Genomic DNA, 26533 nt, shown 5'->3' on the forward strand with positions numbered 1-26533 from the left:
CCGTACGCCCCACGGGGGTGTGCGGACCGGTCGCGTTTCCGGCCTCACCGCCCGCGCGGGACCCCGAGCTCGGCCAGCCGGACCGGCAGGCCGCCCGGGCCGCCGTGCGCGCCGGGGCGGCGCTGGCCGGGCAGCGGGGCGCCGCCGGGGGGCGGGGCGGCCCGGCGGGCCAGCGGACCGGGCTGGGTCTGGTGGACGGGACCGCTGCCGGTGCCGTGCACCGGGGCGTCCCCGGTGGGGGCAGCGCCGAGCGGGGCCAGGTCGATCTGCACCCCGCAGTCGGCCAGCGCGTCCAGCTCCCGGGCGGTGGTGTCGTCGGCGGTGGCACCCTCGTCGGTGACCAGCCGGGTGATGGTCTCGGTGGGGACGGTCTGGAACATGCCCGCCGCGCCGAGCTTGGTGTGGTCGGCGAGGACGATGACCTCGGCGGCCGACTGCACCAGAGCCCGGTCCACGCTCGCGGACAGCATGTTCGCCGTCGACAGCCCGCGCTCGGCCGTCAGCCCGCTGCCCGAGACGAAGGCCTTGGAGACCCGCAGCCCGTGCAGCGACTGCTCGGCACCGCTGCCGACCAGCGCGTAGTTGGAGCCCCGCAGCGTGCCACCGGTCATCACCACCTCCACCCGGTTGGCGTGCGCCAGCGCCTGGGCGACCAGCAGCGAGTTGGTGACCACGGTGAGACCGGGCACCCGGGCCAGCCGGCGGGCCAGCTCCTGGGTGGTGGTCCCGGCGCCGACGACCACCGCGTCGCCCTCCTCCACCAGGCCGGCGGCGAGGTCCGCGATGGCGCTCTTCTCGGCCGCGGAGAGGTGGGTCTTCTGTGGGTAGCCGGGTTCGCGGCTGAAGCCGCCGGGGAGCACCGCGCCGCCGTGCCGGCGGTCGAGGAGCCCTTCTGCCTCCAGCGCCCGTACGTCGCGGCGCACGGTCACTTCGGAGGTCTGGACGACGCGGGCCAACTCCCGGAGCGAGACGGCTCCGTTGGCGCGCACCATTTCGAGGATCAACTGGCGACGTTCTGCTGCAAACACAGAACCGACGGTAACCTGCGTGACCGTCTGCTTTCAGGCGTTTGCAGCTGGTAGCGGGAAATGCTCACGCCCGAGCGGCGCGTGACCGTACAATACGCGCCGTCAGCAACCCGCTACTGCGCCCGCCGTACGGGTGATGCGCCGGCCCGCGCGAAGGGCGGCCGCCGATCGGCAGCCGCCCTCAACTGTGCGCCGGATGCTCAGGATTCGCCGTCGGCCCGCTTGCGGATGTGCAGCTGCCGGGCAGCCTCGGCGGTCGAGCCGGAGACCGACGGGTAGACGGTGAAGGCGCTGGCCACCTGTTCGACCGTCAGATTGGCGTCCACCGCGAGCGAGATCGGGTGGATCAGCTCGCTCGCGCGCGGGGCGACGACCACGCCGCCGACCACGATGCCGGTGCCCGGGCGGCAGAACAGCTTCACGAAGCCGTCCCGGATGCCCTGCATCTTGGCGCGCGGGTTGCCGCGCAACGGCAGCTTGACCACGACCGCGTCCATCTTGCCGCACTCCACGTCGGCCGCGGTGTAGCCGACGGTGGCGATCTCCGGGTCGGTGAAGACGTTGGAGGCGACGGTCTTCAGGTTCAGCGGCTGCACCGCGTCGCCGAGGGCGTGGTACATCGCGATCCGGCCCTGCATGGCCGCCACCGAGGCGAGCATGAAGACGCCGGTGCAGTCGCCGGCCGCGTACACGCCGGGGGCGCTGGTGCGGGAGACCCGGTCGACCTGGATCTGGCCCCAGTCGTTGAGCTTGACCCCGGCCTCCTCCAGGCCCATGTCGGCGGTGTTGGGGATCGAGCCGACCGCCATCAGGCAGTGCGTGCCCTCGATCACCGTGCCGTCGGAGAGCGTCACCTCGACCTTGTCGCCGATGCGCTTGGCGCTCTCGGCGCGGGAGCGGCTCATCACGTTCATGCCGCGCCGGCGGAAGACGTCCTCCAGCACCTCGGCGGCGTCCGGGTCCTCGCCCGGCAGCACCCGGTCGCGGCTCGACACCAGGGTGACCTTGGAGCCGATCGCCTGGTAGGCGCCGGCGAACTCGGCGCCGGTCACACCGGAACCGACCACGATCAGCTCGCGCGGCAGCTCCTCCAGGTCGTACACCTGGGTCCAGGTGAGGATCCGCTCGCCGTCCGGCTGGGCGTCCGGCAGCTCGCGCGGGTGGGCACCGGTCGCGATCAGCACCGCGTCGGCGCGCAGCGACTGGACGGTGCCGTCGGGCGCGTCCACCAGCACCTCGCGGGAGCCGTCCACGGCCTGCCCGCCGGCGCCGAGCCGGCCGCGGCCGCGCAGCACGGTGACCCCGGCGCGGGTGACCGACTGGGTGATGTCGTGGGACTGCGCGATCGCCAGGCGCTTCACACGGCGGTTGACCTTGCCCAGGTCCACGCCGATGACCCGGGCGGCCACCTCGTTGGGCGGGGTGTCGTCCGCGACGATGATGCCCAGCTCCTCGTACGAGCTGTCGAAGGTGGTCATCACCTCCGCGGTCGCGATCAGGGTCTTCGACGGAACGCAGTCCGTGAGCACCGCCGATCCGCCCAGACCGTCGCGGTCGACGACGGTCACCTCCGCGCCGAGCTGTGCGGCGACCAGGGCCGCCTCGTAGCCGCCGGGTCCGCCACCGATGATCACGATCCGAGTCACGTGCACCATTGTCCCGCACGCCGAGAGTGCTGCCACGCCGGGGTCCGGGCTTCTGTGCGATCGCCCACTGACCGTACGCTGACCCCCATGCCCCTTTACGCCGCGTATGCCACCAACCTCGATGCCCGGCAGATGACCCGCCGCGCCCCGCACTCCCCGCTGCGCGGCACCGGGTGGCTGGACGGCTGGCGGCTCACCTTCGGCGGCGAACAGCTCGGCTGGGAGGGCTCGTTGGCCACCGTCGTCGAGGACGAGAAGGACCGGGTCTTCGTCTCGCTGTACGACGTAGCGCCGATGGACGAGGAGGGCCTGGACCGCTGGGAGGGGGTCCAGCTCGGCATCTACCGCAAGATCAAGCTGCGCGCGCAGACCCTGGACGGCGACATCCCGGTCTGGACGTACGTGCTCAACGACTACGAGGGCGGCCTGCCCGCGGCCCGCTACCTCGGCCTGATCGCCGACGCGGCGGAGAGCGCCGGCGCCCCGCACGACTACGTGCTGGACCTTCGCCGCCGGCCCTGCTGACCGGCGGCTCCGGGCCCCGCCGCGGCTCCTGTGCGTACCGACGAGCCCGTCACCCGAAAAGCGCCACCGAGCTGTGTTTTCGGGTCAACCGGGTAACGATCCGGCATGCCGCGCTTGATTTTCTACGCGCGTAGCCGATTCCCGTCTATCCTCGGACCCGTGAACGCAACTCCTCAGTCGGTCGTCTCCGCCGACCCCTACGCCGCCGCCCAGGCCGCCGCCGAGCGCCTGCGCGAGCTGACCGGTGCCGAGCGGCACGACGTCGCCCTGGTGATGGGCTCCGGCTGGGTGCCGGCCGCCGACGCCCTGGGCGAGACCGTGGCCGAGTTCCCGGTCACCGACCTCCCGGGCTTCCCCGCCCCCGCCGTGGCCGGCCACGCCGGCAAGATCCGCTCGGTGAAGATCGGCGACAAGCGCGCCCTGATCTTCCTCGGCCGCAACCACTACTACGAGGGCCACGGCGTGGCCACCGTCGTCCACGGCGTGCGCACCGCCGCCGCGGCCGGCTGCGGCATCATCGTGCTGACCAACGGCTGCGGCGGCCTGCGCCAGGGCTGGGTCCCCGGCCAGCCGGTCCTGATCAGCGACCACATCAACCTCACCGCGGACTCCCCGATCGTCGGCGCCAACTTCGTCGACCTGACGGACCTCTACTCCAAGCGCCTGCGCACCCTCTGCCGCGAGGTCGACCCGACCCTCGACGAGGCCGTGTACGTCCAGTTCCGCGGCCCGCACTACGAGACCCCGGCCGAGGTCAACATGGCCCGGGTGATCGGCGGCGAGCTGGTCGGCATGTCCACCACCCTGGAGGCCATCGCCGCCCGCGAGGCCGGCGCCGAGGTGCTGGGCATCTCCCTGGTCACCAACCTGGCCGCCGGCATCACCGGCGAGCCGCTCAACCACGAAGAGGTGCTGGAGGCCGGCAAGGCCTCCGCCGAGCGCATGGGTGAGCTGCTGGCGAAGGTCCTCGAGCGGATCTGACGCCCACCAGGCATGAGCGACGGGGCCCGCAGGCGGTCGTGATCCGCTGATCACACCCGCCTGCGGGCCCCGTCCGCGTGCCACCCGTCGCTTCGCGATGGAGCTGGCAGCCTTGACCTCACCGCGCCCGAAGTCGCGGCCGCTCTCCCTCGCGAGCGGGCGTTTCTGCTTCATCGCCGGTTGCCGACCTGGATCACCAGCAGGGGACGGTGTGCCGCCCATCGGTCCTACACCAGCTCCACAGACCTGACTTCCCGCCGGCCCGGCGGTAGGCCTCGGCGAACGCCTATCGTCACCAAGGCACCACAGAGAGTATCACCCGTTCAGACCCCCCGGGTCCGCATCCGGGGTACCCACCCAAGGAGTTGGGATGACGCAGGCACCCACCACCGACCTCCTCGCCCGGGCCCGGGCCTGGCTGGCCGAGGACCCCGACCCGCAGACCCGCGAGGAGCTGACCGCCCTGCTGGCCCGCGCCGAGGCCCCGGAGGCCGAGGCGGACAGCAAGCTCGCCTGGGCGGAGCTCACCGAACGCTTCTCCGACCGGCTCCAGTTCGGCACCGCCGGCCTGCGCGGCGAACTCGGCGCCGGCCCGATGCGGATGAACCGCGCCGTGGTCATCCGGGCCGCGGCCGGCCTGGTCGCGTACCTGAAGAAGGAGAACCTCGGCGACCTGGTCGTCATCGGCTACGACGCCCGCCACAAGTCGTACGACTTCGCCCGGGACACCGCCGCCGTGGTGGTCGGCGCCGGCCTGCGCGCCGCCCTGCTGCCCCGCCCGCTGCCGACCCCGGTGCTCGCCTTCGCCGTCCGCCACCTCGGCGCGGCCGCCGGCGTGACCGTCACGGCCAGCCACAACCCGCCGCAGGACAACGGCTACAAGGTCTACCTGGGCGACGGCTCGCAGATCGTCCCGCCCGCCGACGCCGGGATCGCCGCCGAGATCGACGCCATCGGCTCGCTCGCCGAGCTCCCGCTCGCCGCGGACGGCTGGGAGGTGCTCGGCGAGGACGTGATCGAGGCCTACCTCGACCGGGCCGTCACCATCGTCGACCAGCACAGCCCGCGCGACCTCGACGTGGTCTACACCCCGATGCACGGGGTCGGCCGCGACACCCTGGTCGCCGCCTTCCGCCGGGCCGGCTTCCCGGCGCCCACCGTGGTCGCCGAACAGGCCGAGCCCGACCCGGACTTCCCGACCGTGGCCTTCCCCAACCCGGAGGAGCCGGGGGCGATGGACCTCGCCTTCCGCACCGCCGCCTCGGTCGGCCCCGACATCGTGATCGCCAACGACCCGGACGCCGACCGCTGCGCGGTGGCCGTCCCGGTCAACGGCAACGCCGCCGGCAGCGGCAACGGCACCTCCGGCTGGCGGATGCTGCGCGGCGACGAGGTCGGCGCGCTGCTCGGCGCGGCCCTGGTCGCCAAGAAGGCCGAGGGCACCTTCGCCACCACCATCGTCTCCGCCACCCTGCTCGGCCGGATCGCCGAGGCCGCGGGCCTCGGCTACGCCGAGACCCTGACCGGCTTCAAGTGGATCTCCCGCGCCGACGGCCTGCGCTACGGCTACGAGGAGGCCCTCGGCTACTGCGTCGACCCGGAGGGCGTCCGGGACAAGGACGGCATCACCGCCGCCCTGCTGGTCGCCGAGCTGGCCGCCACCCTGAAGAAGTCCGGCCGCACCCTGAGCGACCTGCTGGACGACCTGGCGCTGGAGCACGGCCTGCACGCCACCGACCAGCTGTCCGTCCGGGTCCAGGATCTCTCGCTGATCGCCGACGCGATGCGCCGCCTGCGCGAGCAGCCGCCGACCGTCCTGGCCGGCCTCCAGGTCACCCGCGCCGACGACCTCAGCGCCGGCTCCGCCGAGCTGCCGCCCACCGACGGCCTGCGCTACTACCTGGCCGGCGAGGCCGTCCGCTCGGCCCGCATCGTGGTCCGCCCGTCGGGCACCGAGCCCAAGCTCAAGTGCTACCTGGAGGTCGTCCTCCCGGTCGCCACCGCCGCCGACCTCACCGCCACCCGCGCCCGCGCCACCGCCCTCCTCGACGCCGTCAAGGACGACCTCGCCCGAGCCGCCGGCATCACCTCCTGACACCCCGGTACGACGAAGGGGCCCGCCGGTGTGCGACCGGCGGGCCCCTTCGGTGTGTCCGGGGCGTCAGGGTGTCCCGGGGGTGTCAGACCGCGATGACGGTGATCAGGGCGGCGAGGCCGACCAGGGTGGGGGCGATGATCCACCAGCACCAGCGGACCACGACCGGGCCGGTCGCATCGGGGCGGGAGGCATTGCGCTCGGCCATCTCCTGGAGGACACCGGTCACCTGGTCGGACCAGGCGCGGGTGGGGTCCGAGGAGCCCTGGACCTCGGGGGTGGACGGCCGGTTGCCGAAGACCACGCCCATCCGGGAGACGTGCTGGTCCCCGCCGCGCTGGCGGGCCTGGCTGGCCCGCTTGCGCTGGCGCAGCGACACCGGCACCGCCCACACCTGGTACTTCTTGCCCTCGGCGAGCAGTTCGACCGAGTACCCGGCGCGCAGCGCGTCCACCGCGGCCCAGGGGGCGGTGATCGTCCGCCACGGGTTGCGCACCACGATCCGCCGGTCGTTGGCCAGCACGGCCGGCCGCAGGGTGTAGGCGATCACCGGGAAGGCGAACAGCGGCACCGCGGCGAGCGAGACGTACGGCGTCTTCCCGGTGCCGTTCAGCGCGGCGTCGACGATCAACCAGCCGGCGACGGCCAGCAGCAGCACTCCGGAGATCACGCCGGGAACGGAGCGGTACACGCGGTCCGCGTACCCGGGCTCCCCGTCGGGGGCGGCCGAGCCCTGGTGGGGCTTGCCGTCGGAATCGGTCATGGCCTCGATTCTGCCCCATGCCTCCCATGATGAGGTCTCGGTCCGGCCACGAAAGGTGGGCCCTCTAGCGGTCGGCTACGCGCGTAGATATGCTGGTCTGGTGACTATGTCCACTGTTGCAGCCAATGCCCCCGGCGTTGCGGGCAGCGGCCTTCAGGACGTTGCGGCGTCCGAGGCCTCGCTCCGCCGCTTCCTGCACGGCCTGCCCGGCGTCGACCAGGTCGGCCTGGAGGCGCGTGCCGCCACCCTCGGTACCCGCTCGATCAAGACCACGGCGAAGGCGTACGCCATCGACCTGGCGATCTCCATGATCGACCTGACCACGCTGGAAGGCGCGGACACGGTCGGCAAGGTGCGCGCGCTGTGCGCCAAGGGCAGGACCCCCGACCCGACCGACCCGACCACCCCCCGCGTCGCCGCCATCTGTGTCTACCCGGACATGGTCGCCACCGCGAAGGACGCGCTGCGGGGCACCGACATCCAGGTCGCCTCCGTCGCCACCGCCTTCCCGGCCGGCCGTGCCGCCCTCCCGGTGAAGCTCGCCGACACCGCCGACGCGGTCGCCGCCGGCGCCGACGAGATCGACATGGTGATCGACCGCGGCGCCTTCCTCTCCGGCCGCTACTTCGACGTCTACCAGGAGATCGTCGCCGTCAAGGAGGCGTGCAAGCGCCCGGACGGCAGCTACGCCCACCTCAAGGTGATCTTCGAGACCGGTGAGCTGCAGACGTACGACAACGTCCGCCGCGCCTCCTGGCTGGCGATGCTGGCCGGTGCCGACTTCATCAAGACCTCGACCGGCAAGGTCGCCGTCAACGCGACCCCGCCGGTCACCCTGCTGATGCTGGAGGCGGTCCGCGACTTCCGCGCGCAGACCGGCGTCCAGGTCGGCGTGAAGCCCGCCGGGGGCATCAAGACCACCAAGGACGCCATGAAGTACCTGGTGATGGTCAACGAGACCCTCGGCGACGACTGGCTGACCCCGCACTGGTTCCGCTTCGGCGCCTCCAGCCTGCTCAACGACCTGCTGATGCAGCGCCAGAAGCTCGCCACCGGACGCTACTCCGGCCCCGACTACGTGACGGTGGACTGATCACCATGGCCAAGAAGAAGAACGTCGAGGAGCTCACGGCCAAGCCGGCCGGAGGCCTCTTCGAGTACGCCCCGGCTCCCGAGTCCCCCGCCGCCGCGGGTGACATCGCCACCTCCTACGGCCACTTCATCGGCGGCGAGTTCGTCGACTCCTCCGGCAGCGAGGCCCTGAAGACGGTCAACCCGGCCACCGAGCAGGTGCTCGCCGAGTTCGCCCAGGGCACCGACGAGGACGTCGACCGCGCCGTCGCCGCCGCCCGCAAGGCCTTCGCCGACTGGTCGGCGCTGCCGGGCAGCGAGCGCGCCAAGTACCTGTTCCGGATCGCCCGGATCATCCAGGAGCGCAGCCGCGAGCTGGCCGTCCTGGAGTCGATCGACAACGGCAAGCCGATCCGCGAGACCCGTGACGTCGACCTCCCGCTGGTCGCCGCGCACTTCTTCTACTACGCGGGCTGGGCCGACAAGCTGGACTACGCCGGCTACGGTCCCGCCCCGAAGCCGCTGGGCGTGGCCGGCCAGGTCATCCCGTGGAACTTCCCGCTGCTGATGCTGGCGTGGAAGATCGCGCCCGCGCTGGCGACCGGCAACACGGTCGTCCTCAAGCCGGCCGAGACGACCCCGCTGACCGCCCTGCGCTTCGCCGACATCTGCCGCCAGGCCGGTCTGCCGAAGGGCGTCGTCAACATCGTCACCGGTGACGGCCGCACCGGCGCCGCGCTGACCGCGCACCCGGACGTCAACAAGGTCGCCTTCACCGGCTCCACCCCGGTCGGCCGGGCGATCGCCAAGCAGCTGGCCGGCACCCGCAAGAAGCTGTCGCTGGAGCTGGGCGGCAAGGCCGCCAACATCGTCTTCGACGACGCGCCGCTCGACCAGGCGGTCGAGGGCATCGTCAACGGCATCTTCTTCAACCAGGGCCACGTCTGCTGCGCGGGCTCGCGCCTGCTGGTCCAGGAGTCGATCCAGGACGAGCTGCTGGACGCCCTGAAGCGCCGGATGGCCACCCTGCGGGTCGGCGACCCGCTGGACAAGAACACCGACATCGGTGCCATCAACTCGGCCGAGCAGCTGGCCCGGATCACCGCGCTGACCGACGCCGGCGAGGCCGAGGGCGCCGAGCGCTGGTCGCCGGCCTGCGAACTCCCGGGCACCGGCTTCTGGTTCAAGCCGACCCTGTTCACCGGCGTCAGCCAGGCCCACCGGATCGCGCAGGAGGAGATCTTCGGCCCGGTCCTCTCGGTGCTGACCTTCCGCACCCCCGAGGAGGCGGTCGCGAAGGCCAACAACACCCCGTACGGCCTCTCCGCCGGCATCTGGACGGAGAAGGGCTCGCGCATCCTCTGGATGGCCAACAAGCTCAAGGCCGGTGTGGTCTGGGCCAACACCTTCAACAAGTTCGACCCGACCTCGCCGTTCGGCGGCTACAAGGAGTCGGGCTACGGCCGCGAGGGTGGCCGCCACGGTCTGGAGGCCTACCTCGATGTCTGATGTCGTTGCGCGTCTTGACGTCCTCAAGACCTACAAGCTGTACGTCGGCGGGAAGTTCCCGCGCTCCGAGAGCGGGCGGGTGTACGAGGTGACGAGGGCTGCATCAGCCGCTGACGCGGCGGGGAAGCGCGAGTGGCTCGCCAACGCCCCGCTGGGCACCCGCAAGGACACCCGCGACGCCGTCGTGGCCGCCCGCGCGGCGGTCAAGGGCTGGGCCGGCACCACCGCGTACAACCGCGGCCAGGTGCTGTACCGGGTGGCCGAGATGCTCCAGGGCCGGCGCGAGCAGTTCGCCGCCGAGGTGGCCCTCTCCGAGGGCATCGGCCCGAAGAAGGCCGCCGCCCTGGTGGACGCCGCGATCGACCGCTGGGTCTGGTACGCGGGCTGGACGGACAAGGTCGCCCAGATCGCGGGCGGCGCCAACCCGGTCGCCGGGCCGTTCTTCAACCTGTCCACCCCGGAGCCGACCGGCGTGGTCGGGATCGTGGCCCCGCAGGCCGGGTACGGGCACTCGCTGCTCGGCCTGGTCTCGGTGATCGCCCCGGCGATCGCCACCGGCAACACGGTGGTCGTCGCGGCCGCCGCGGACGCTCCGCTGCCCGCCCTGTCGCTGGGCGAGGTGCTCGCCACCTCGGACGTCCCGGGCGGTGTGGTCAACATCCTCTCCGGCAAGACCGCCGACATCGCGCCGACCCTGGCCTCGCACCAGGACGTCAACGCGCTGGACCTCACCGGGGCGATCGCGGCCGACGGTCCCGGCGCGGCGCCGGCCCTGGAGGCGGCCGCCGCGGATACCCTGAAGCGGGTGGTCCGTCCGGAGCTGGACCCGTTCGCCCAGGACTGGACCAATGCGCCCGGTACGGACCGGCTACTCTCCTTCCTGGAGACGAAGACGGTCTGGCACCCGATGGGGATCTGACCGTCCCCGTCCGCTGAGTTCACAACTCCACAGACTGGCCGTCCCCAGTGCCCTCTCCCCCCCAGGGCCCGGACGGTCATTGGACGGACCCGCGCCTCTCCCCCCCTGGCGCGGGTCCGTCGACTTTTGTCGCCGCCCGGTTCCGCCTTTCGGCGCTCCCGGCCCGGATCCGGCCCGGGAAGAATCGGCCGTGACCGGGAACGATCAGGGGAGGACGCTGTGGGCGAGCTCGTGGGCGAGCTGATGGCACTGTTCGCGGACGGGTTCCTGCGCAGACTGCACGTGGCCCGCACCCGCCGCCGGCTGGCCGCCGGGCGGCCCGTCCGGGTGCCCTGCTCGGCCCGCTCCGACCGGCCCGGCTGGCAGCGCGCGTACGTCAACGGCCGGCTGCGCATCACCCCGGGAGCCGCCCGCGTCGGCTTCGGCTCACGTGTCCTCGGCCACACCGAACTGGCCGCCGGCGGCACCTTCCACGAGCCCGAGCCCGACACCTGGCACAGCCAGGACTGGGCCGCCACCGCCTACCAGCCGCCCGGCGGCGGCCACCCGGTCCGCCTCCAGGTCGACAGCCGGTACCTGCCGCTGGTTCAGGCCGCCCTCACCGACCCCCGGGCCGTGGCGAAAGCCTGATCCGGACGGTTTCGGCATCGGGCCCGGATGCGTCAGACTGGTGTCCCGTGAGTGACGACCCGCTGAACCCCGCGCCGACGACCCACGCCCGGGTGATCCTGCTGTCCGGCCCCTCCGGATCCGGAAAGTCCTCGCTCGCCGAGCGCAGCGGCCTGCCGGTGCTCCAGCTGGACGACTTCTACAAGGACGGGGACGACCCGACCCTCCCGCGACTGCCCGACGGCGCGGTCGACTGGGACTCCCCGCTCGCCTGGCACCGCGACCAGGCCGTCGCCGCCATCCGCGGCCTGTACCGGACCGGCCGCACCGAGGTCCCGGTGTACTCGATCCCGGACAACGGCCGCGTCGCCACCCGCACGCTGGACCTGGCCGGCGCGCCCGCGTTCATCGCCGAGGGCATCTTCGCCGCCGAGATCACCGCCGAGTGCGCCGCCGAGGGGCTGCTGGGCGACGCCCTGTGCCTGCGCAACGGCGCGCTCACCACGGCCTGGCGCCGACTGCGCCGGGACGTCCGTGAGGGCCGCAAGTCGCTGCCGGTGCTGCTGCGCCGGGGCTGGCGGCTGATGCGCGCCGAGCGCTCCATCGTCGAACGCCAGGTCGCCCTCGGCTCCCACCCGTGCGCCGGGGCGGAGGCCGCCCGCCGGATCACCGCGGCGGCCGCACGGCAGCCGGCGGCCGTCGGAGCCTAGGGCCTGTCCGACGGCCGGATCGGCGCAGCGGAACGGGCCCGGTGCGTCTCCCCCGCACCGGGCCCGTTCGCCTCGGGCTGCGGTCTCCCCCCGGCCACCGCTCCCCCGAGTCGGTCGCCGTGTTCCCGCGGCCCTCTTCACCCGTCCCCCGACGGGAGTCCTGTTCCTGCGCGTTACGCGACCAGCTCGCCGAACGCCCGGACGGTGTCGCCCGACTTGTTCAGGTGCTCGTCGTCGCGCAGCCGGCGCAGTGCGCGCCAGATGCTGCTCTTGACCGTACCGACGCTGATGTTCAGCACGTCGGCGATCTCCGGGTCGGTCTTGCCCTCGTAGTACCGCAGCACCAGCATGGTCCGCTGGTTCTCCGGCAGCTTCGCCAGCGCCTGCCAGAGCACGGCGCGCAGCTCGGTGCCGCCCATCGCGTCGGTGTCGCCGGCCGTCTCCGGCAGCTCCTCGGTCGGGTACTCGTTGACCTTGCGGCGCCGCCAGGCGGAGATGTGCAGGTTGGTCATGGTGCGGCGGAGGTAACCCCCGACCGCCGCCTTGTCCGTGATCCGGCCCCAGGCCCGGTAGGTGCTGAAGAGCGCGCTCTGCAGCAGGTCCTCGGCCTCGTAGCGGTCACCGGTGAGGTGGTACGCCGTGGCGTACAGGGAGGCGCGGCGCTCGCGCACGTACGCGGTGAACTCCGTGATGTGGTCCTCCGCGACGGCCGGGTGCTCCCCCTGCGCGCCTCCCTGTCCCGCCTCGTTGGTGCGGGCCGCCGCGGGGTTCAACCGCAGCAGCGTCGCACCGGCGGCCGAACGGCCGGCCGACTCCCCCGAGTCGACCGTCCGCAGACCGCTTCCCCCGATCCCCCGGTTCCCCCCCAGGGCGTCCTTGCCCTCGACGCGGACGGGGAGGATCCCCCGCAGCGTGAGGGTGTTGGCGGAGTCGGCCGCACTCCCCATCCGGCCGATCCCGTGCAGCTCCCCCGTCCTGCCGCCGCCGCTCACCCGGCGGGCGACAGGGTTTCCACCGGTGCTGTGCGCGCACCCCCGTACGGTCACGGCACCGGAGTTCTCGTCGGTCCTGACCTCGTACCGGGTCCGGTGGGTCACCGACGAACGCGCGGTGCCGACAGCCGGGTTGGTCCGGGTCTGAAGCATGGCGTTCATCGTGCGCCCCCTTGGTTCGGTACGAGCGGTTCCTGTTGCCGCCTTCCAGCCGGCCGGTTGGCCCGCTGTCCTGCGGCGACATGGAAAATCCTGCCCGCCGGTTGTGATGGCGCTGTCCGCCGACTGTCACAGGGGTGTCACAGGGGCGGGCCTTTCGTCCCGGTCCGCCTCCCTCCCTAGCGGACGCCGGTGGCGCTCCTTCCGGTTCCCGTAACGCCGGTGATCGGTCCGGGGGGTGATTCGGCGCGGCCGGTGGGCCAAAATGGGGCCGTGCCTTTCCTCCTACTGATCGAGGACGACGACGCCATCCGGACCGGCCTCGAACTCGCCCTCACCCGCCAGGGCCACCGTGTGGCCACCGCCGCCTCCGGCGAGGACGGTCTGAGGCTCTTCAAGGAGCAGCGGCCCGACCTGATCGTGCTGGACGTCATGCTGCCCGGAATCGACGGCTTCGAGGTCTGCCGCCGGATCCGCCGCACCGACCAGCTGCCGATCATCCTGCTGACCGCACGCTCGGACGACATCGACGTGGTGGTCGGCCTGGAGTCCGGCGCGGACGACTACGTGGTGAAGCCGGTGCAGCCGCGGGTCCTGGACGCCCGCATCCGGGCCGTGCTGCGCCGCGGTGAGCGGGAGAGCTCCGACTCCTCCGCGTACGGCACCGTGGTGATCGACCGGGCCGCGATGACCGTCACCAAGGACGGCCAGGACCTCCAACTCACCCCGACCGAGCTGCGGCTGCTGCTGGAGCTCAGCCGCCGGCCCGGACAGGCGCTCTCCCGCCAGCAGTTGCTGCGCCTGGTCTGGGAGCACGACTACCTGGGCGACTCGCGCCTGGTGGACGCCTGCGTGCAACGGCTGCGGGCGAAGGTCGAGGACGTGCCGTCCGCGCCGACGCTGATCCGGACCGTGCGCGGGGTCGGCTACCGGCTGGACCCGCCGGCCTGACCGCACTCCCGATCCCTTCAGAATCCGCTGAACTCCCGTACGACGACAGGCTCCTGTGACTGACCATCAGACGACGACCCGACGGTTCGCCGCGGGCCCGTGGCGAAAGCTGCGCTCGCTGCGGGTGCGGCTGATCGCGGTGTTCGCGGCGGTCGCGCTGCTCGCCGCCGTCTCGGCCTCCGGCATCGCGTACTGGCTGAACCGCGACGCGGTGCTCAAGCGCGCCCAGGACACCGCGCTGAACGACTTCCGGGTCTCGCTCAGCCGCAACGTCTCCGAGCTTCCGGTGAACGCCGACTGCCTGCAACTGAAGACGCTCGCGTCCAACGTGGCCAGCTCCGGACTGAGTTACGACGTGGTGGTGGTCGACCCGGCGCACCCGGAGTGCCCGGCCTCCTCCGACCCCGGGCGCTTCACGGTGGCCGACGTCCCGACGGCGCTGCAGTCCACCGTGGCCAAGCAGCGCGAGGTCACCGAGAGCAACCCGTACGCGTACCACCTGTACTGGCTGCGGCAGAACATGGATGGCCGGCCGTTCGTGATCGGTGGCACCAAGGTGGTGCCGACCGGCCCGACGGCGTACATGTTCAAGTCGCTGGAGAACGAGCGGGCCGACCTCAACACGCTGGGCTGGTCGCTGGCCATCGCCACCCTGCTCGCGCTGATCGGCTCGGCGCTGCTGGCCCAGGCCGCCTCGGCGACCGTGCTGCGGCCGGTCAAGCGGCTCGGCGACGCCGCCCGCCGGCTCGGCGAGGGCCACCTGGACACCCGGCTCGAAGTCGACGGTTCGGACGAACTCGCCGACCTGGCACGGACGTTCAACCGGGCCGCGGAGCAGCTGCACGAGCAGGTCGAGGAGTTGAGCGCGCGCGAGGCGCAGAGCCGGCGGTTCGTCGCCGACATGTCGCACGAACTGCGCACGCCGCTGACCGCGATGACCGCCGTCACCGACATCCTGGAGGACGAGGCCGAGTCGCTGGACCCGATGATCGAGCCGGCCGTCCGGCTCGTGGTCAGCGAGACGCGCCGGCTCTCCGACCTCGTGGAGAACCTGATGGAGGTGACCCGCTTCGACGCCGGCACCGCCAAGCTGGTCGCCGACGAGGTGGACGTCGCGGACCTGATCATGTCCTGCATCGACGGCCGGGCCTGGTACGACGCGGTCGAACTGGACGCGCCGCGCGGCATCCTGGCCGTGGTCGACCCGCGCCGCCTCGACGTGGTCTTCGCCAACCTGATCGGCAACGCGCTCAAGCACGGCGGCTCGCCCGTGCGGGTCAAGGTCCGGGAGTCCGACGGCTCGGTGGTGGTCGAGGTGTCGGACAGCGGCCCGGGCATCCCGGAGGACGTGCTGCCGCACGTGTTCGACCGGTTCTACAAGGCGGACCGGGGGCGGGCCCGCTCGGAGGGCAGTGGTCTGGGGCTGTCGATCGCGATGGCCAACGCGCAGATCCACGGGGGGACGATCACGGCGGCGAACGGGGAGGTCGGGGCGGTGTTCACACTGACGCTGCCGCTGACCCCGCCGCCTCCGCCGTCCACGGGCGGGACCGGCGACGGTCCCGTCGGCGACGCCGTCGAGGACAAGGACGTCAAGTGACCGCCCCCACCCGCACCACCCGTACGACCGCGCGCCGCGCCGCCGGCGCGCTGCTCCTGCTCGCACTGGCCACCGGCTGCGGCATCCGGCCGACCGCCGTCCCGGTGGACGCGGGCGCGCCGGCCAGCCGGACGGCCTGCCCCACCGCCCCGCACATACCGACCGCCCTGGCCACCCCGCCCGCCCCGGCCACGAGCGCGCCCACCGCCCGGACCAGCAAGGCGAGCGCGGCCCCGAGCCCCTCCCCCACCCCCGCGGCGCCCGGCACGCCGGCCACCGCCCCGCCGCCGGACAACGTGTTCAGCGCGGTCCCGACGACGTCCCCCAACGCCTGCCGCTGAGCGGCCGAGTAAGGGGTCAGGGGCGTGCGCGGGAATGTTCACGCCCGACGTGGAACCGTCGTGCCACCGGCTCACGTCCTTCCTCCCGTGCAGCGAGATGGCACCAGGACACTCGACGAGCGTTCCGGCGTGCGGACCGAGACCCGGCCGGCGGCGGCCGTCCACCGTCCCCTCCGGCTGGCCGGGCTGATGGGCCTGGCCTTCCACCTGACCCTGGTGCTCTGGCTGGTGCTGAGACCCCTGCCGGTGGCCTGGGTGGACGACGCCAACCTGACGCCGCTGGCCTCGCTCCGCTCCTCCACCGCCTGGCAGGTGGTCGGCGAGCTGCTGCTGCTGGCCCCGCTCGGCGTCCTGCTGCCGCTGGCGGGCGGCCGGCCACGGGGGCCCTTCCTGCCGTCCTTCCTGCGCACCACCGGGGCCTCCGCGCTGCTGGCGACCGGCCTGGAGTTCCTGTCCTCCTGGACGCCCGGGCACGTGCTCAACGTCGACCACATACTGTTCGCCGTGATCGGTGTCGGCGTCACCCACCTGGCCCTGGTGCCCGGGCTGCGGCGGCTGCTGCGGGAGCCGCGTCCGCGGCTGCGGGCGCCGCAGGTGGTCTCCCTGGGCGGCCCGGCGTCGGCCGGCGTCGCACCGATCGCGCCCGTGGCCCCGGTCGGCCAGGTGGCACCGGTCGGCCCCGTCGCCTACGCCGAACCGACCCCGCCCGTCCGGTAGCCGCCGGCCCACCGGCCCATTAGGCCGCCACCGCACGGACCCGGCCGCCGACCTCGATCAGCCCGCCCGGGCGCGGCCCGGTCAGCAGCTGCGACCCCCGCCCCTGGGTGATGGTCAGCGCCCGGCCGAGCCGCGCGGTCAGCAGCAGGGCGGCCGCACCGGTCGCCTCGTCCTCGTCGATCCCGTCGCCCCGCCCGGGGAAGGCCCGCGCACGCACGGTGCCGGCCGGCTCGTCCTGCCAGGCCCAGGCGTAGATCCACTCCCCCGGCGGCGGCACCTCCAGGGCGTCCACCTCGGCCGCCGAACCGTACTGCCGCAGCGTACGGTCCGGGGCCCACTCGGCCCGCGCCTCGATCCGGGTCAGCCCGGCCTCCCGTCGGACGCCCACCACCCCGGCGGGGGTGACCAGTTGGTCCACGCCGAGCAGCCAGCCGGCGCCCACGCAGGGGTGGCCGGCGAACGGCAGCCGCAGCGTCGGGGTGTAGATGTCGATCACCCCGCGCGCCGGGTCGTCGACGAACACCGTCTCGCTGAAGCCGAGTTGCCGGGCGAGGGCCTGCCGGTCGGCCCGGTCCGGCAGGGCGGCGCCGTCCCGGACCACGCCGAGTTCGTTCCCGTGGTCGCCGTCGGGCCCGCAAAAGACCCGCAGCACCTCATAGTCCGTCATTTCCCACCTCGTCAACGGCCGTCCCGCCGGAGCGAAACGACTCCGTGATGAAACCGCGGCGACGAATGTCGGCCGCCTCCAGTACTGTGCGCTCTCGTCCCCGGCGGTCTCCGCCATTTCTTGCCTCCCCCAGGAATCCTCCTTGAGCAGCAATATCGACTTCAGCCTCGACCCGCTCTTCGCCTGGTACGTCGTGGCGTTGGGAGCCAGCGGTGTCCTCATGCTGGTGCTCGGCGCCTTCAGCTTCGGCGGCGGCATCAAGGCCGGCGCGCGCGTCCTGATCGTCCTCGCCGGCCTCGGGTTCCTGGGCTACGCGTACTACATGGCGTTCATGTTCCAGGGCCGCGAGTACGTCCTGTTCTACAAGGTCTTCATCCTGCCGGTGGCGATCATCTTCTACGGGGTGAAGACGATCGTCGAGCGCGGCAATGCCAAGGCCGCCGCCCAGCGGGCCACCCCGCAGCCGGCCGGGTACCACCCCAACGCGGCGCCGTACAACCCGAACGCCCCGCAGCCCGGCGCCGCGGTCCCGCCGCAGGCCGTGCCCTACCAGCCGGCCGCGCAGGCCACGCCGCCCGTCCCGCCGGGCCAGCCGGTGGCGAACAACCCCTACGCGCAGCCCGCGGCGCCGGCCCAGCCCGGCCAGCAGCCGCCGCAGTAACCGGCCGGCCGATCCGGCGCCTCCGACCGACCGTCGGAGGCTCTCAGCCACCGCACCGGACGGAAGGCCCGTCCGTCACCGCCGGGCAGCGGGTGACGGACGGGCCTTCCGCTGTCCGGGTCACTTCCCGGCGCCCCGCGCGCCCTTGCGCCGGTGGCGCGCCACCACCAGGGTGCCCAGGCCGAGGGCGATCGCGGTCGCACCGGTGATCGCCATCGGGGCGCTGGACGAGCCGCCGCCGGTGGAGGCCAGCTCGGGGCCGGCCGCCGGGGCCTGGGCCGCCGCCACCGGGGCCACCGCGACCGGGGCCACCGGCACCGCACTCGGCGAGGCACTCACGGTCGGGCTCGGTGCCTCGGCGACGGGCTGCGCCACCGGCACCACCGGGACGAACGGAACCACCGGCGCGAAGGTCGGGAGGGCGGGCGGCACGGCCGTGGTCGGCGCCGCGCCGGTGGCCGGGGAGGTGGCGGTCGGCGTCCCGGTCGCACCGGCCGGGGCCTCGATGGTGAAGTCGGCCTTCGGGCTGCTGGTCCCGTTCTGGGTCTCGCCCGCCCCGGGCAGGCTGCCGCCGTTGAACGTCAGCGACCGGGCACCGGGCTGGGCGTCCTTGGTGAAGGCCAGCCGGACGTTGACCGTCCGGGTCCCGCCCTTGGGCAGGGCGACGGCGTCGGCCTCCTTGTCGCCGGTGCGCAGCCACACCGGGAACTGGGTGCCGGGGATCTCCCACTCCTCGGGCGTGCCGGCCAGCCACTCGCCGTTCGGGGCCTGGAACTCCAGCTTGACCGCGGGGGCGCGGAGCACGTTCGGCCCCTCGAACACGATCCAGGGGAGGACCCGCAGGTCCTTGCCGGTGTGGTTGGTGAGGACCAGCCGGAAGGCCTTCGCCTCGCCGCCGGCGGTGAAGGAGGCCGGCAGGCCCTCGACCGTCAGGTCCGGCAGCCCGGCCGGGGTCGGGGTGCTGGTCGGACGGGGGTCGACGACGGTGAAGTTCGGGGTGCCGCCGCTGCCGGTGGCGGTGCGCTCCCCCGCGGGCAGGGTGGGGTCGGAGGACACGATGAGGAGGCCGCCCGCGGCCCGGCCGGGGTGGGCGTCCGCGGCGAAGGTCAGGCGCAGGTGGTAGTCGACCGAGCCGTGGGCGGCCAGTTGCAGCCGGGTGTCGAAGGTGTCGAGCTGCCAGCCGGCGCCGGCGGTCCAACCCGCCTGGACCTTGGCGTCCTGCCACTGCGCGCTGCCGGGCCGCTGGAACTCCAGCCTGAGCTGGGACTGCTGGAGACCGCCGTCGACTGCGGCGAGGCTGAACGCGCTCTCGACGTCGATCTGGTGGTCGGCGGTGTTCCGCAGGGTCGCGGTGAACTCCACCGCGCTGCCGGCCTTCACGGTCTCGGGGAAGCCGTCGACGGTGACCCACACCGGCGAGGCCTTGCCGTGCGGACCCGGGTCCTCGGCGATCACCGCCGGGGCCGCGGAGGCGGCCGGGGCCGAGGCCAGGGCCAGCCCGGAGACCAGGGTGGCGGCGGTGGCGACCGCCAGGAATCCGCGGTGCTGATGGCGCAATGGAACCTCACGGGGGAGTTCGGGGCCGGACGCGCCCGAAGGGGGAAGTGCGACGTGCGAAGTCGCAGACGTGAGGGGCCGTATGAGGCCGTGAAGGCGCCGCCGGTCCTGCCCCCCAACCACCAGCGACGGCGGCATCATATCGCCACGCTCACCCGCCCCCGCCAGCGGGTTTCCGCCGGCCGGCGGCCCCCGGGACACCGACCCGCAGCCGGTGTCCCCGGGCCGTCCGGTCAGGGCGCCGGCCGGTGCAGGTGCGCAGGAGGAGCGTGGTCCGGCGGGTGTTGTCGGCACCGGCGAGCCGGGCCGTCCGGCGCTCCGGCCCGGGCCGCCGACCAGCGACGGGCTCTGCCGAGCCGCCGCCCTCGGGGTGACCCTGAGACGGACCCCGAGACCCGGCTACGCCTCGCCGGTGAGCCGGCCGGCCGCCGAATCGGCTGGCAGGCGGACGCCTTCGCCCGGACGGCGGCGGAGTATGGAAGTACGCCCGCCGGACCGGCCGGACCGGGTGCCACACCACGGAGAACACCATGAGCGCCCGTCTCGCCCGTCCCCGCCACAACCGTCTCATCGCCGGCGTCTGCGCCGGGATCGCCGAGCGCTTCGGCCTGACCCCGTGGACCGTCCGACTGATCTTCCTGGCCTCCTGCCTGCTGCCCGGCCCGCAGTTCCTGATCTACCTGGCCCTCTGGGTGCTGCTGCCCCAGGAGCCGTGAACCAGGGGCCCTGGCCCGGTGGCCGGGCCCTGCGCAGACGACGACGGGCCGCCCGCTCCCGGGATCACCGGGGCGGGCGGCCCGTCGTCGTGCCGGCGGCCGGACGCGTTCCGCGTCAGCCGGTCAGGCCCGGCAGCGGCAGGGTGTTGGTCAGCCCGCCGATGGGCGTCTTGTCGACGCCGGGGATGTTCGGGACGGCGGCACGGTTGGTGACACCGGCGATCGGAGCCTCGGCGGGAGCCGCGGCCGGGGCGGCCTGGCCCGCGGTCGGGGCGAGGGTGCCGAGGGTGCCCGCGACCTTCTCGCCGCCGGGCAGCTTGGTGGCGGCGTCGGTGACCGTGTTGGTCACCGCGGGGTTGGTCAGCGCGGTGGTGGGCAGCCCGACGCCACCGGGCGCGGGGGCGGCGGACGCGCTACCGGCGCCGACCGCCGCGATGGCGACGCCGAGCGCAGCGGTGCCGGCGGCCTTGAGAGCCTGCTTCATGGTTCGTCCCCTTGGTCCTCATCGGTGGCCGACCTCACGCGGCGGCACGGACGGGTGACCGCGGCCACGAACTGTCAGCAGTGACTGGCACACCGTAGTGATCGGATCGCACCGGGACCAAAGGGCGTTCACTCACCCGAGTGAGTAGTCGGATGAACGCCAACTTCCTTGCGAAAGCAGGTCGTTCACCCGACCACACGTACGGGCCGACCGGGCCCGTACGCCGGGACTCAGTTGCCGCCGGTGCCCGCGCTGAACAGCCACTCGGCCTTGAGCTCGGCGTACCCCGGCTTGATCACGTCGTTGATCATCGCCAGCCGCTCGTCGAAGGGCAGGAACGCCGACTTCATCGCGTTCACCGTGAACCACTCCATGTCCCCCAGCGTGTAGCCGAAGGCCTCCACCAGGTGCTCGAACTCCCGGCTCATGCTGGTGCCGCTCATCAGCCGGTTGTCGGTGTTCACGGTGACCCGGAACTTCAGCCGGCTGAGCAGCCCGATCGGGTGCTCGGCGTACGAAGTGGCCGCCGCGGTCTGGAGGTTGGAGGTCGGGCACATCTCCAGCGGGATGCGCTTGTCGCGCACGTAGGCGGCCAGCCGGCCGAGCTCGACGGAGCCGTCCTCGTTCAGCGTGATGTCGTCGACGATCCGCACGCCGTGGCCGAGCCGGTCGGCGCCGCAGCACTGCAGGGCCTCCCAGATCGACGGCAGGCCGAAGGCCTCGCCCGCGTGGATGGTGAAGTGGTTGTTCTCGCCCTTGAGGTAGTCGAAGGCGGCCTGGTGGCGGGTGGGAGGGTACCCGGCCTCGGCACCGGCGATGTCGAAGCCGACGACGCCCGAGTCGCGGTGGCGGTTGGCCAGCTCGGCGATCTCCTGGGAGCGGGCGGCGTGCCGCATCGCGGTGATCAGGGTGCCGATGCGGATCCGGTGACCGGCGGCACGGGCGTTGGCCTCGCCGAGGCGGAAGCCGTCCTGGACGGCCTCGACGACCTCGTCCAGGGTCAGGCCGCCCTCCAGGTGCTGCTCGGGGGCGTAGCGGACCTCGGCGTACACGACACCGTCGGCGGCCAGGTCCTCGGCGCAGTCCGCGGCGACCTTGATCAGGGCCTCGCGGGTCTGCATGACGGCGCAGGTGTGCGCGAAGGTCTCCAGGTAGCGGACCAGCGAGCCGGAGTCGGCGGCCTCGCGGAACCACTCGCCGAGCTCCTTGGCGTCGGTGGTGGGAAGACCCTCGTAGCCGACGGCGGCGGCCAGCTCGACGACGGTCTCCGGGCGCAGCCCGCCGTCGAGGTGGTCGTGCAGGAGCACCTTCGGCGCGCGGCGGATCTGGTCGGGGGTGGGGATGCGCGGGCCGGTGCCCGCGGTGGTGACAGGGATCTGCTTCTCCATTGCGGAAATATAGCCCCTACGCGCGTAGACCCACCACCGGGCACAGGGCCGAATGGTCCAAACTCCGCCCCGGATTCCACCGCCCGGGCCAGAGGATCCACCAAATGCGAAGGCGCTCAGTCGTGCTGGAGCAGCCGCCCCCGCCGGGAGAGCACGAAGTCCCGGAACGCCGTCACCGGCGGGGTCAGCGGCCGCCCGGCCGCCCAGGCCAGCCCGATCGCCCGCCGGGTCCGCGGTGCCGTCACCTCCAGCTCCACCACCCCCGGCCGCGGCACCAGCGCCGGCGGCAGCAGCGCCACCCCCAGTCCCGCCGCGACCAGCCCGCGCAGCGTCTCGGCCTCCTCGCCCTCGAAGGCCAGCCGGGGGACGAACCCGGCCTCCGCGCAGAACCCCTCGGTGATCGCCCGCAGCCCGTACCCCCGCTCCAGCCCGACGAAGGTCTCCTCCGCCACCTCGCCCAGCCGGATCCGCCGCCGCCCCGCCAGCCGGTGGTCCGCCGGGACGACCAGGTGCAGCCGCTGCTCGTCCAGCGGGCGGGCGACGAAGGCCGGATCGTCCGGCAGCGGCGACACCAGGCACAGGTCCAGCTCGGCCGCCCGCAGCCGCTCCAGCATCGCGGCGCCGTAGTCCTGCACCAGCTGGAACCGCACCTGCGGGTGGGCCGCCCGGAACCCGCGCAGCAGCGCCGGCACCGCGTCCGTCCCCATCGTGTGCAGGAAGCCGAACGCCACCCGGCCGGTCGCCGGATCGGCCTCCGCCCGGGCCGCCTCCGCCCCGCGCTCCACCTCCGCCAGCGCCCGCTCCACCGAGGCCAGCAGCAGCCGGCCGGCCCTGGTCAGCCGGACCGTCCGCCCCTGACGGGCCAGCAGGTCCACCCCGAGCTCCTCCTCCAGCCGGGCCACCGCGCGGGACAGCGTCGGCTGCGGCACCCCGAGCAGCGCGGCCGCCTGTGTCACGTGCTCCAGCCGGGCCACCGCGGCGAACTGGGCCAGCCGGGGCGCCAGTCGGACGGCCGGCAGCTCCGGCCCCAGCTCCGCCCGTGACCTCGACTCCGGCCCGTCAGCAGCTTCGGCCCCGATCATCCCGCCACCACCTCGCCTCATACGTCAGTGCATCAATCCTCCCCTGTTCATGCATTGGACGCATCAGCGACACCAGGCCTACCGTCGTCGACATGCAGCCCGCCGATACCAGGGCATCCGTGCCCACCCCGGATGCCCCCGCCCCCACCCCCACCCTCAGCGGCGACGACCGCCACCGCCCCGGCCAGCGCGCCTTCCGCCGCGCCAACCTCGCCCTGTTCGCCGCCGGTGTCGCCACCTTCGTCTTGCTCTACTCCACCCAGGGCCTGCTGCCGGTCCTCTCCACCGACCTCGACCTCACCCCCGGCCAGGCCAGCTGGACCGCCTCCGCCGCCACCCTCGGCCTCGCCCTCGCGCTGCTCCCGGCCAGCGCCCTGTCCGACCGCTACGGCCGCACCGCCGTGATGACGGCCTCCGTCCTGGCCGCCGCCGGCCTCGCGCTCGCCCTGCCGTTCGCGCCCGACCTCACCACCCTGGTCGTGCTGCGCGTCCTCCAGGGCGCCGCCCTCGCCGGCCTGCCCGCCACCGCGATGGCCTACCTCGCCGAGGAGGTCCACCCGAGCGCACTGGCCTCCGCGATGGGCCTGTACGTCGCGGGCAACAGCATCGGCGGCATGGGTGGCCGACTGGTCTCCGGCTGGACCGCCGCCGCCCTCGGCTGGCGCTGGGGCCTCGCCGCCTCCGCCGCCCTCGCCCTGCTGGCCGCGCTCGCCTTCCGGCTGCTGATCCCGGCCGCCCGGCACTTCACCCCGGCCCCGGTGGACGCCCGCGCCCTCGCCCGCACCGTCGGCCGGCACCTGCACAACCCGCTGCTGGTCCGGCTGTACGCGCTCGGGCTGCTGTTCATGGCCGTGTTCGGCGCGGTCTACAACACCGTCGGCTACCGGCTGACCGCCGCGCCCTTCCACCTGCCGCAGTCGGTCGCCGCCTCGATCTTCGTGGTCTACCTGGTCGGCACCGGCACCTCCGCCGCGGCCGGCCGGCTCTCCGCCCGCCTCGGCCGGCGCGGCGCGCTCTACGTCGCCATCGGCGTCACGGCCGCCGGGCTACTGCTCTCCCTCGCCGAGTCCCTGCTCTGCGCCCTGCTCGGCCTGGTCCTGATCACCGCCGGCTTCTTCGCGGGCCACGCCACCGCGTCCTCCGCCGTCGGCCGCACCGCCACCGAGGGCCGCGCCCAGGCCTCCGCCCTCTACCTGATCGCCTACTACCTCGGCAACAGCCTCGGCGGCACCCTCGGCGCCGACGCCTACCACTCCACCGGCTGGCCCGGCGCCGCCACCCTCGCCCTCACCGCCCTCACCCTCGCCGCCGCCGTCACCCTCTACGCCACCCACCAGGCGCACACCACGGCCCGGCAATCGATCGCCAACACCTGACGGATGCCGCCGATACACTCCGGAATATGAGCATCGATCCTGCTGTGTACGCCCGGCTGCGCGAGATCGCGGATCAGCTGCCGCAGGTACCGGGGATAGGGAAGATCGAGATCGCCGATGGCGAGATCGTCATGACGATGTCGCCGGTGAAGCGCCACGAGCTTGCCGTCATCCGCCTTGCACGGCAGCTCAATGCCCAGCTACCGCAGACCCATCCCGGCTACATCGCCCACGGCGGCGCGGACTTGGAGGACGTAGGCCTCGGCCGGCTGCGGAATCCCGACCTGATGGTGTTCCCCGAAGCGGCTCTGGACGATGACGAACCGGCCTTCCTCCCCCACGAGATCCTGCTCGTCGTGGAGATCGTCTCCAAGTCCAACCCCGAGAACGACTACCACGGCAAGGTTCGCGACTACGCGGCCATGGGCATCCCGCTGTACCTGCTCGTGGACCCCCGCAAGGGCACCGGCATCATCCACGACGAACCCGGCTACACCCGCCGCAAGGAGTTCGTGTTCGGCGACACGATCACCGTCGGCCCGTGGGCCCTCGACACCAGCGTCCTGCGGACGTACGCCTGAGCGCACGCCCGCAGGACACCGCACGGATCACGCGATGCGGTCCAGCACGATCGGGTTCGGGGTGAACGCCGTACCCGCCGGGGCGACCTCGATGCCGCCCTCCAGGGCCGCGATGGCGTAGTCGTAGCGCTCCGGGGTGTCGGTGTGCAGGGTCAGCAGGGGCTGGCCGGCCACGACGGTGTCGCCGGGCTTGGCGTGCATCTCGACGCCCGCGCCGGCCTGGACCGGGTCCTCCTTGCGGGCGCGGCCGGCGCCGAGGCGCCAGGCGCAGACGCCCACCGCGTACGCGTCGAGCCTGGTCAGCACGCCCGACGCCGGGGCGGGGATGACGTGCTGCTCGCGGGCGACCGGGAGCGGGGCGTCGACGTCGCCGCCCTGGGCGGCGATCATCCGGCGCCAGTGGTCCATCGCGGAGCCGTCGCGCAGCGCGTCGGCCGGGTCCTTGCCGTGGACGCCCGCCGCGGCGAGCATCTCGCGGGCCAGCGCGAGGGTGAGCTCGACGACGTCGGCGGGGCCGCCGCCGGCCAGCACCTCGACCGACTCGCGGACCTCCAGCGCGTTGCCCGCGGTGAGGCCGAGCGGGGTGGACATGTCGGTGAGCAGGGCGACGGTGTTGACCCCGGCCGTGGTGCCCAGGCCGACCATGGTGCGGGCGAGCTCGCGGGCGTCGTCGAGGTTCTTCATGAACGCGCCGGAGCCGACCTTGACGTCCAGGACGAGCGAGCCGGTGCCCTCGGCGATCTTCTTGGACATGATCGAGGAGGCGATCAGCGGGATCGCCTCGACGGTGCCGGTGACGTCGCGCAGCGCGTACAGCTTCTTGTCGGCGGGCGCCAGGCCGTCGCCGGCGGCGCAGATCACCGCGCCGGTGTCGCGCAGCACCTGGAGCATCTCCTCGTTGGAGAGCAGGGCCCGCCAGCCGGGGATGGACTCCAGCTTGTCGAGGGTGCCACCGGTGTGGCCGAGGCCGCGGCCGGACAGCTGCGGGACGGCGGAACCGCACGCGGCGACGAGCGGGGCCAGCGGCAGGGTGATCTTGTCGCCGACGCCGCCGGTGGAGTGCTTGTCGCTGGTGGGCTGGGCGAGCGAGGAGAAGTCCATCCGGACGCCGGAGCGGATCATCGCGTCGGTCCAGCGGCTGATCTCCCGCAGGTTCATGCCGTTCAGCAGGATCGCCATGGCCAGGGCGGACATCTGCTCGTCGGCGACCTCGCCGCGGGTGTAGGCGTCGATGACCCAGTCGATCTGAGCGTCGCTCAGCTCTCCGCGGTCGCGCTTGGTCCTGATGACGGAGATGGCGTCCATGCGTGCTCCCAGAGGTTCAAAAAGCGAAGAGTGTCGCGAGATGACCGGGTTCCGGCCTACTCGCGACACTCTACGCGCGTAACAAATACAGATGCTAGAG

General features: G+C 73.2%; 26 protein-coding genes. 16 read left to right on the forward strand and 10 right to left on the reverse strand.

Features of this window, described 5'->3' with window-relative positions:
• Positions 1 to 44 precede the first annotated feature (44 nt).
• Both ABTY15_RS20310 and ABTY15_RS20315 read right to left on the reverse strand, forming a co-directional pair.
• The gene (locus ABTY15_RS20310) at positions 45 to 992 is read right to left on the reverse strand and encodes a DeoR/GlpR family DNA-binding transcription regulator (RefSeq protein WP_502893549.1); all 948 of its coding nucleotides are present in this window, start codon (positions 990 to 992) and stop codon (positions 45 to 47) included.
• A 236-nt stretch (positions 993 to 1228) separates the two neighbouring features.
• Complete coding sequence (locus tag ABTY15_RS20315; protein ID WP_350593524.1) at positions 1229 to 2683, reverse strand: NAD(P)H-quinone dehydrogenase; 1455 nt, start codon at positions 2681 to 2683, stop codon at positions 1229 to 1231.
• A 78-nt stretch (positions 2684 to 2761) separates the two neighbouring features.
• On the opposite strand from ABTY15_RS20315, the gene ABTY15_RS20320 reads away from it, so the two are divergent.
• The 3 genes from ABTY15_RS20320 (at position 2762) to ABTY15_RS20330 (ending at position 6275) form a co-directional block, all read left to right on the forward strand.
• On the forward strand, positions 2762 to 3199 hold the full coding sequence (locus ABTY15_RS20320; protein ID WP_350593530.1) for a gamma-glutamylcyclotransferase family protein: 438 nt from the start codon (positions 2762 to 2764) through the stop codon (positions 3197 to 3199).
• A 159-nt stretch (positions 3200 to 3358) separates the two neighbouring features.
• Positions 3359 to 4180: a purine-nucleoside phosphorylase gene (locus ABTY15_RS20325; RefSeq protein WP_502893546.1), complete on the forward strand. Its 822-nt coding sequence runs from the start codon at positions 3359 to 3361 to the stop codon at positions 4178 to 4180.
• A gap of 370 nt (positions 4181 to 4550) precedes the next feature.
• Positions 4551 to 6275, forward strand: a complete 1725-nt coding sequence (locus ABTY15_RS20330; RefSeq protein ID WP_350593540.1) for a phospho-sugar mutase — start codon at positions 4551 to 4553, stop codon at positions 6273 to 6275.
• An 85-nt stretch (positions 6276 to 6360) separates the two neighbouring features.
• On the opposite strand, the gene ABTY15_RS20335 is transcribed toward ABTY15_RS20330, so the two are convergent.
• Positions 6361 to 7038, reverse strand: coding sequence for a PH domain-containing protein (locus tag ABTY15_RS20335; RefSeq protein WP_350593544.1), 678 nt, complete (start codon positions 7036 to 7038; stop codon positions 6361 to 6363).
• A gap of 106 nt (positions 7039 to 7144) precedes the next feature.
• Between ABTY15_RS20335 and deoC the strand changes: the two genes are divergently transcribed.
• From deoC to ABTY15_RS20360, 5 genes are all read left to right on the forward strand, one after another.
• Positions 7145 to 8131: a deoxyribose-phosphate aldolase gene (deoC, locus tag ABTY15_RS20340; protein ID WP_350593550.1), complete on the forward strand. Its 987-nt coding sequence runs from the start codon at positions 7145 to 7147 to the stop codon at positions 8129 to 8131.
• 5 nt (positions 8132 to 8136) lie between these two features.
• Positions 8137 to 9618: an aldehyde dehydrogenase family protein gene (locus ABTY15_RS20345; protein WP_350593559.1), complete on the forward strand. Its 1482-nt coding sequence runs from the start codon at positions 8137 to 8139 to the stop codon at positions 9616 to 9618.
• A complete protein-coding gene (locus ABTY15_RS20350) occupies positions 9611 to 10537 on the forward strand; it encodes an aldehyde dehydrogenase family protein (RefSeq protein WP_350593564.1) in 927 nt (308 codons plus the stop codon). The genes ABTY15_RS20345 and ABTY15_RS20350 overlap by 8 nt, the downstream gene beginning before the upstream one ends.
• 219 nt (positions 10538 to 10756) lie before the next feature.
• On the forward strand, positions 10757 to 11167 hold the full coding sequence (locus ABTY15_RS20355; protein WP_350593568.1) for a hypothetical protein: 411 nt from the start codon (positions 10757 to 10759) through the stop codon (positions 11165 to 11167).
• A gap of 47 nt (positions 11168 to 11214) precedes the next feature.
• Positions 11215 to 11856, forward strand: a complete 642-nt coding sequence (locus ABTY15_RS20360) for an ATP-binding protein (RefSeq protein WP_350593572.1) — start codon at positions 11215 to 11217, stop codon at positions 11854 to 11856.
• A gap of 173 nt (positions 11857 to 12029) precedes the next feature.
• Here the strand turns inward: ABTY15_RS20360 and ABTY15_RS20365 are convergent, their stop codons facing one another.
• The gene (locus ABTY15_RS20365) at positions 12030 to 13001 is read right to left on the reverse strand and encodes a SigE family RNA polymerase sigma factor (RefSeq protein ID WP_502893550.1); all 972 of its coding nucleotides are present in this window, start codon (positions 12999 to 13001) and stop codon (positions 12030 to 12032) included.
• 279 nt (positions 13002 to 13280) lie between these two features.
• Between ABTY15_RS20365 and ABTY15_RS20370 the strand changes: the two genes are divergently transcribed.
• The 4 genes from ABTY15_RS20370 to ABTY15_RS20385 all read left to right on the forward strand — a co-directional run bounded on the left by ABTY15_RS20370 (position 13281) and on the right by ABTY15_RS20385 (position 16616).
• Positions 13281 to 13958 carry a response regulator gene (locus ABTY15_RS20370; protein WP_063349065.1) on the forward strand — a complete coding sequence of 226 codons (678 nt, stop codon included), beginning with the start codon at positions 13281 to 13283 and terminating at the stop codon, positions 13956 to 13958.
• 55 nt (positions 13959 to 14013) lie between these two features.
• Entirely contained in the window at positions 14014 to 15558 is a 1545-nt protein-coding gene (locus ABTY15_RS20375; protein ID WP_350593579.1) for an ATP-binding protein, read from the forward strand.
• On the forward strand, positions 15555 to 15899 hold the full coding sequence (locus tag ABTY15_RS20380; RefSeq protein WP_350593584.1) for a hypothetical protein: 345 nt from the start codon (positions 15555 to 15557) through the stop codon (positions 15897 to 15899). Before ABTY15_RS20375 ends, ABTY15_RS20380 begins: the two co-directional genes overlap by 4 nt.
• Before the next feature lie 129 nt (positions 15900 to 16028).
• Positions 16029 to 16616 (forward strand): VanZ family protein, encoded by a 588-nt coding sequence (locus ABTY15_RS20385; RefSeq protein WP_350593592.1) that lies wholly within the window; start codon positions 16029 to 16031, stop codon positions 16614 to 16616.
• 19 nt (positions 16617 to 16635) lie between these two features.
• Here the strand turns inward: ABTY15_RS20385 and ABTY15_RS20390 are convergent, their stop codons facing one another.
• Positions 16636 to 17283 carry a PhzF family phenazine biosynthesis protein gene (locus tag ABTY15_RS20390; protein WP_350593599.1) on the reverse strand — a complete coding sequence of 216 codons (648 nt, stop codon included), beginning with the start codon at positions 17281 to 17283 and terminating at the stop codon, positions 16636 to 16638.
• A 142-nt stretch (positions 17284 to 17425) separates the two neighbouring features.
• On the opposite strand from ABTY15_RS20390, the gene ABTY15_RS20395 reads away from it, so the two are divergent.
• Entirely contained in the window at positions 17426 to 17944 is a 519-nt protein-coding gene (locus tag ABTY15_RS20395; RefSeq protein ID WP_350593603.1) for a hypothetical protein, read from the forward strand.
• Positions 17945 to 18064: 120 nt separating this feature from the next.
• On the opposite strand, the gene ABTY15_RS20400 is transcribed toward ABTY15_RS20395, so the two are convergent.
• Positions 18065 to 19501, reverse strand: coding sequence for a hypothetical protein (locus ABTY15_RS20400; protein WP_350593608.1), 1437 nt, complete (start codon positions 19499 to 19501; stop codon positions 18065 to 18067).
• Positions 19502 to 20031: 530 nt separating this feature from the next.
• Between ABTY15_RS20400 and ABTY15_RS20405 the strand changes: the two genes are divergently transcribed.
• A complete protein-coding gene (locus ABTY15_RS20405; RefSeq protein ID WP_350593613.1) occupies positions 20032 to 20217 on the forward strand; it encodes a PspC domain-containing protein in 186 nt (61 codons plus the stop codon).
• 115 nt (positions 20218 to 20332) lie between these two features.
• Here ABTY15_RS20405 and ABTY15_RS20410 read toward each other — a convergent pair whose 3' ends face one another.
• The 3 genes from ABTY15_RS20410 to ABTY15_RS20420 form a co-directional block, all read right to left on the reverse strand.
• A complete protein-coding gene (locus ABTY15_RS20410; protein WP_350593617.1) occupies positions 20333 to 20701 on the reverse strand; it encodes an ATP-binding protein in 369 nt (122 codons plus the stop codon).
• 230 nt (positions 20702 to 20931) lie between these two features.
• Positions 20932 to 22089: an adenosine deaminase gene (locus ABTY15_RS20415; protein ID WP_350593622.1), complete on the reverse strand. Its 1158-nt coding sequence runs from the start codon at positions 22087 to 22089 to the stop codon at positions 20932 to 20934.
• A gap of 116 nt (positions 22090 to 22205) precedes the next feature.
• Entirely contained in the window at positions 22206 to 23171 is a 966-nt protein-coding gene (locus ABTY15_RS20420) for a LysR family transcriptional regulator (RefSeq protein WP_350593627.1), read from the reverse strand.
• 92 nt (positions 23172 to 23263) lie between these two features.
• Between ABTY15_RS20420 and ABTY15_RS20425 the strand changes: the two genes are divergently transcribed.
• Both ABTY15_RS20425 and ABTY15_RS20430 read left to right on the forward strand, forming a co-directional pair.
• Positions 23264 to 24547 (forward strand): MFS transporter, encoded by a 1284-nt coding sequence (locus ABTY15_RS20425; protein ID WP_350593633.1) that lies wholly within the window; start codon positions 23264 to 23266, stop codon positions 24545 to 24547.
• A gap of 26 nt (positions 24548 to 24573) precedes the next feature.
• A complete protein-coding gene (locus tag ABTY15_RS20430) occupies positions 24574 to 25128 on the forward strand; it encodes a Uma2 family endonuclease (RefSeq protein WP_350593639.1) in 555 nt (184 codons plus the stop codon).
• Between the two features lie 27 nt (positions 25129 to 25155).
• Here the strand turns inward: ABTY15_RS20430 and ABTY15_RS20435 are convergent, their stop codons facing one another.
• Positions 25156 to 26433 (reverse strand): thymidine phosphorylase, encoded by a 1278-nt coding sequence (locus tag ABTY15_RS20435; protein ID WP_350593645.1) that lies wholly within the window; start codon positions 26431 to 26433, stop codon positions 25156 to 25158.
• Positions 26434 to 26533: the final 100 nt, after the last annotated feature.

Source organism: Kitasatospora sp. NPDC097643, assembly GCF_040302625.1.
Taxonomy (GTDB): domain Bacteria; phylum Actinomycetota; class Actinomycetes; order Streptomycetales; family Streptomycetaceae; genus Kitasatospora.

Excerpts from the sequence above, each read along its gene's own strand:
- ABTY15_RS20310 (WP_502893549.1), bottom strand. The coding sequence starts at position 992 with ATGGTGCGCGCCAACGGAGCCGTCTCGCTCCGGGAGTTGGCCCGCGTC.
- ABTY15_RS20315 (WP_350593524.1), bottom strand. The coding sequence starts at position 2,683 with ATGGTGCACGTGACTCGGATCGTGATCATCGGTGGCGGACCCGGCGGC.
- ABTY15_RS20320 (WP_350593530.1), top strand. The coding sequence starts at position 2,762 with ATGCCCCTTTACGCCGCGTATGCCACCAACCTCGATGCCCGGCAGATG.
- ABTY15_RS20330 (WP_350593540.1), top strand. The coding sequence starts at position 4,551 with ATGACGCAGGCACCCACCACCGACCTCCTCGCCCGGGCCCGGGCCTGG.
- ABTY15_RS20335 (WP_350593544.1), bottom strand. The coding sequence starts at position 7,038 with ATGACCGATTCCGACGGCAAGCCCCACCAGGGCTCGGCCGCCCCCGAC.
- deoC (WP_350593550.1), top strand. The coding sequence starts at position 7,145 with ATGTCCACTGTTGCAGCCAATGCCCCCGGCGTTGCGGGCAGCGGCCTT.
- ABTY15_RS20345 (WP_350593559.1), top strand. The coding sequence starts at position 8,137 with ATGGCCAAGAAGAAGAACGTCGAGGAGCTCACGGCCAAGCCGGCCGGA.
- ABTY15_RS20350 (WP_350593564.1), top strand. The coding sequence starts at position 9,611 with ATGTCTGATGTCGTTGCGCGTCTTGACGTCCTCAAGACCTACAAGCTG.
- ABTY15_RS20365 (WP_502893550.1), bottom strand. The coding sequence starts at position 13,001 with ATGCTTCAGACCCGGACCAACCCGGCTGTCGGCACCGCGCGTTCGTCG.
- ABTY15_RS20390 (WP_350593599.1), bottom strand. The coding sequence starts at position 17,283 with ATGACGGACTATGAGGTGCTGCGGGTCTTTTGCGGGCCCGACGGCGAC.
- ABTY15_RS20405 (WP_350593613.1), top strand. The coding sequence starts at position 20,032 with ATGAGCGCCCGTCTCGCCCGTCCCCGCCACAACCGTCTCATCGCCGGC.
- ABTY15_RS20410 (WP_350593617.1), bottom strand. The coding sequence starts at position 20,701 with ATGAAGCAGGCTCTCAAGGCCGCCGGCACCGCTGCGCTCGGCGTCGCC.
- ABTY15_RS20415 (WP_350593622.1), bottom strand. The coding sequence starts at position 22,089 with ATGGAGAAGCAGATCCCTGTCACCACCGCGGGCACCGGCCCGCGCATC.
- ABTY15_RS20420 (WP_350593627.1), bottom strand. The coding sequence starts at position 23,171 with ATGATCGGGGCCGAAGCTGCTGACGGGCCGGAGTCGAGGTCACGGGCG.
- ABTY15_RS20425 (WP_350593633.1), top strand. The coding sequence starts at position 23,264 with ATGCAGCCCGCCGATACCAGGGCATCCGTGCCCACCCCGGATGCCCCC.
- ABTY15_RS20430 (WP_350593639.1), top strand. The coding sequence starts at position 24,574 with ATGAGCATCGATCCTGCTGTGTACGCCCGGCTGCGCGAGATCGCGGAT.
- ABTY15_RS20435 (WP_350593645.1), bottom strand. The coding sequence starts at position 26,433 with ATGGACGCCATCTCCGTCATCAGGACCAAGCGCGACCGCGGAGAGCTG.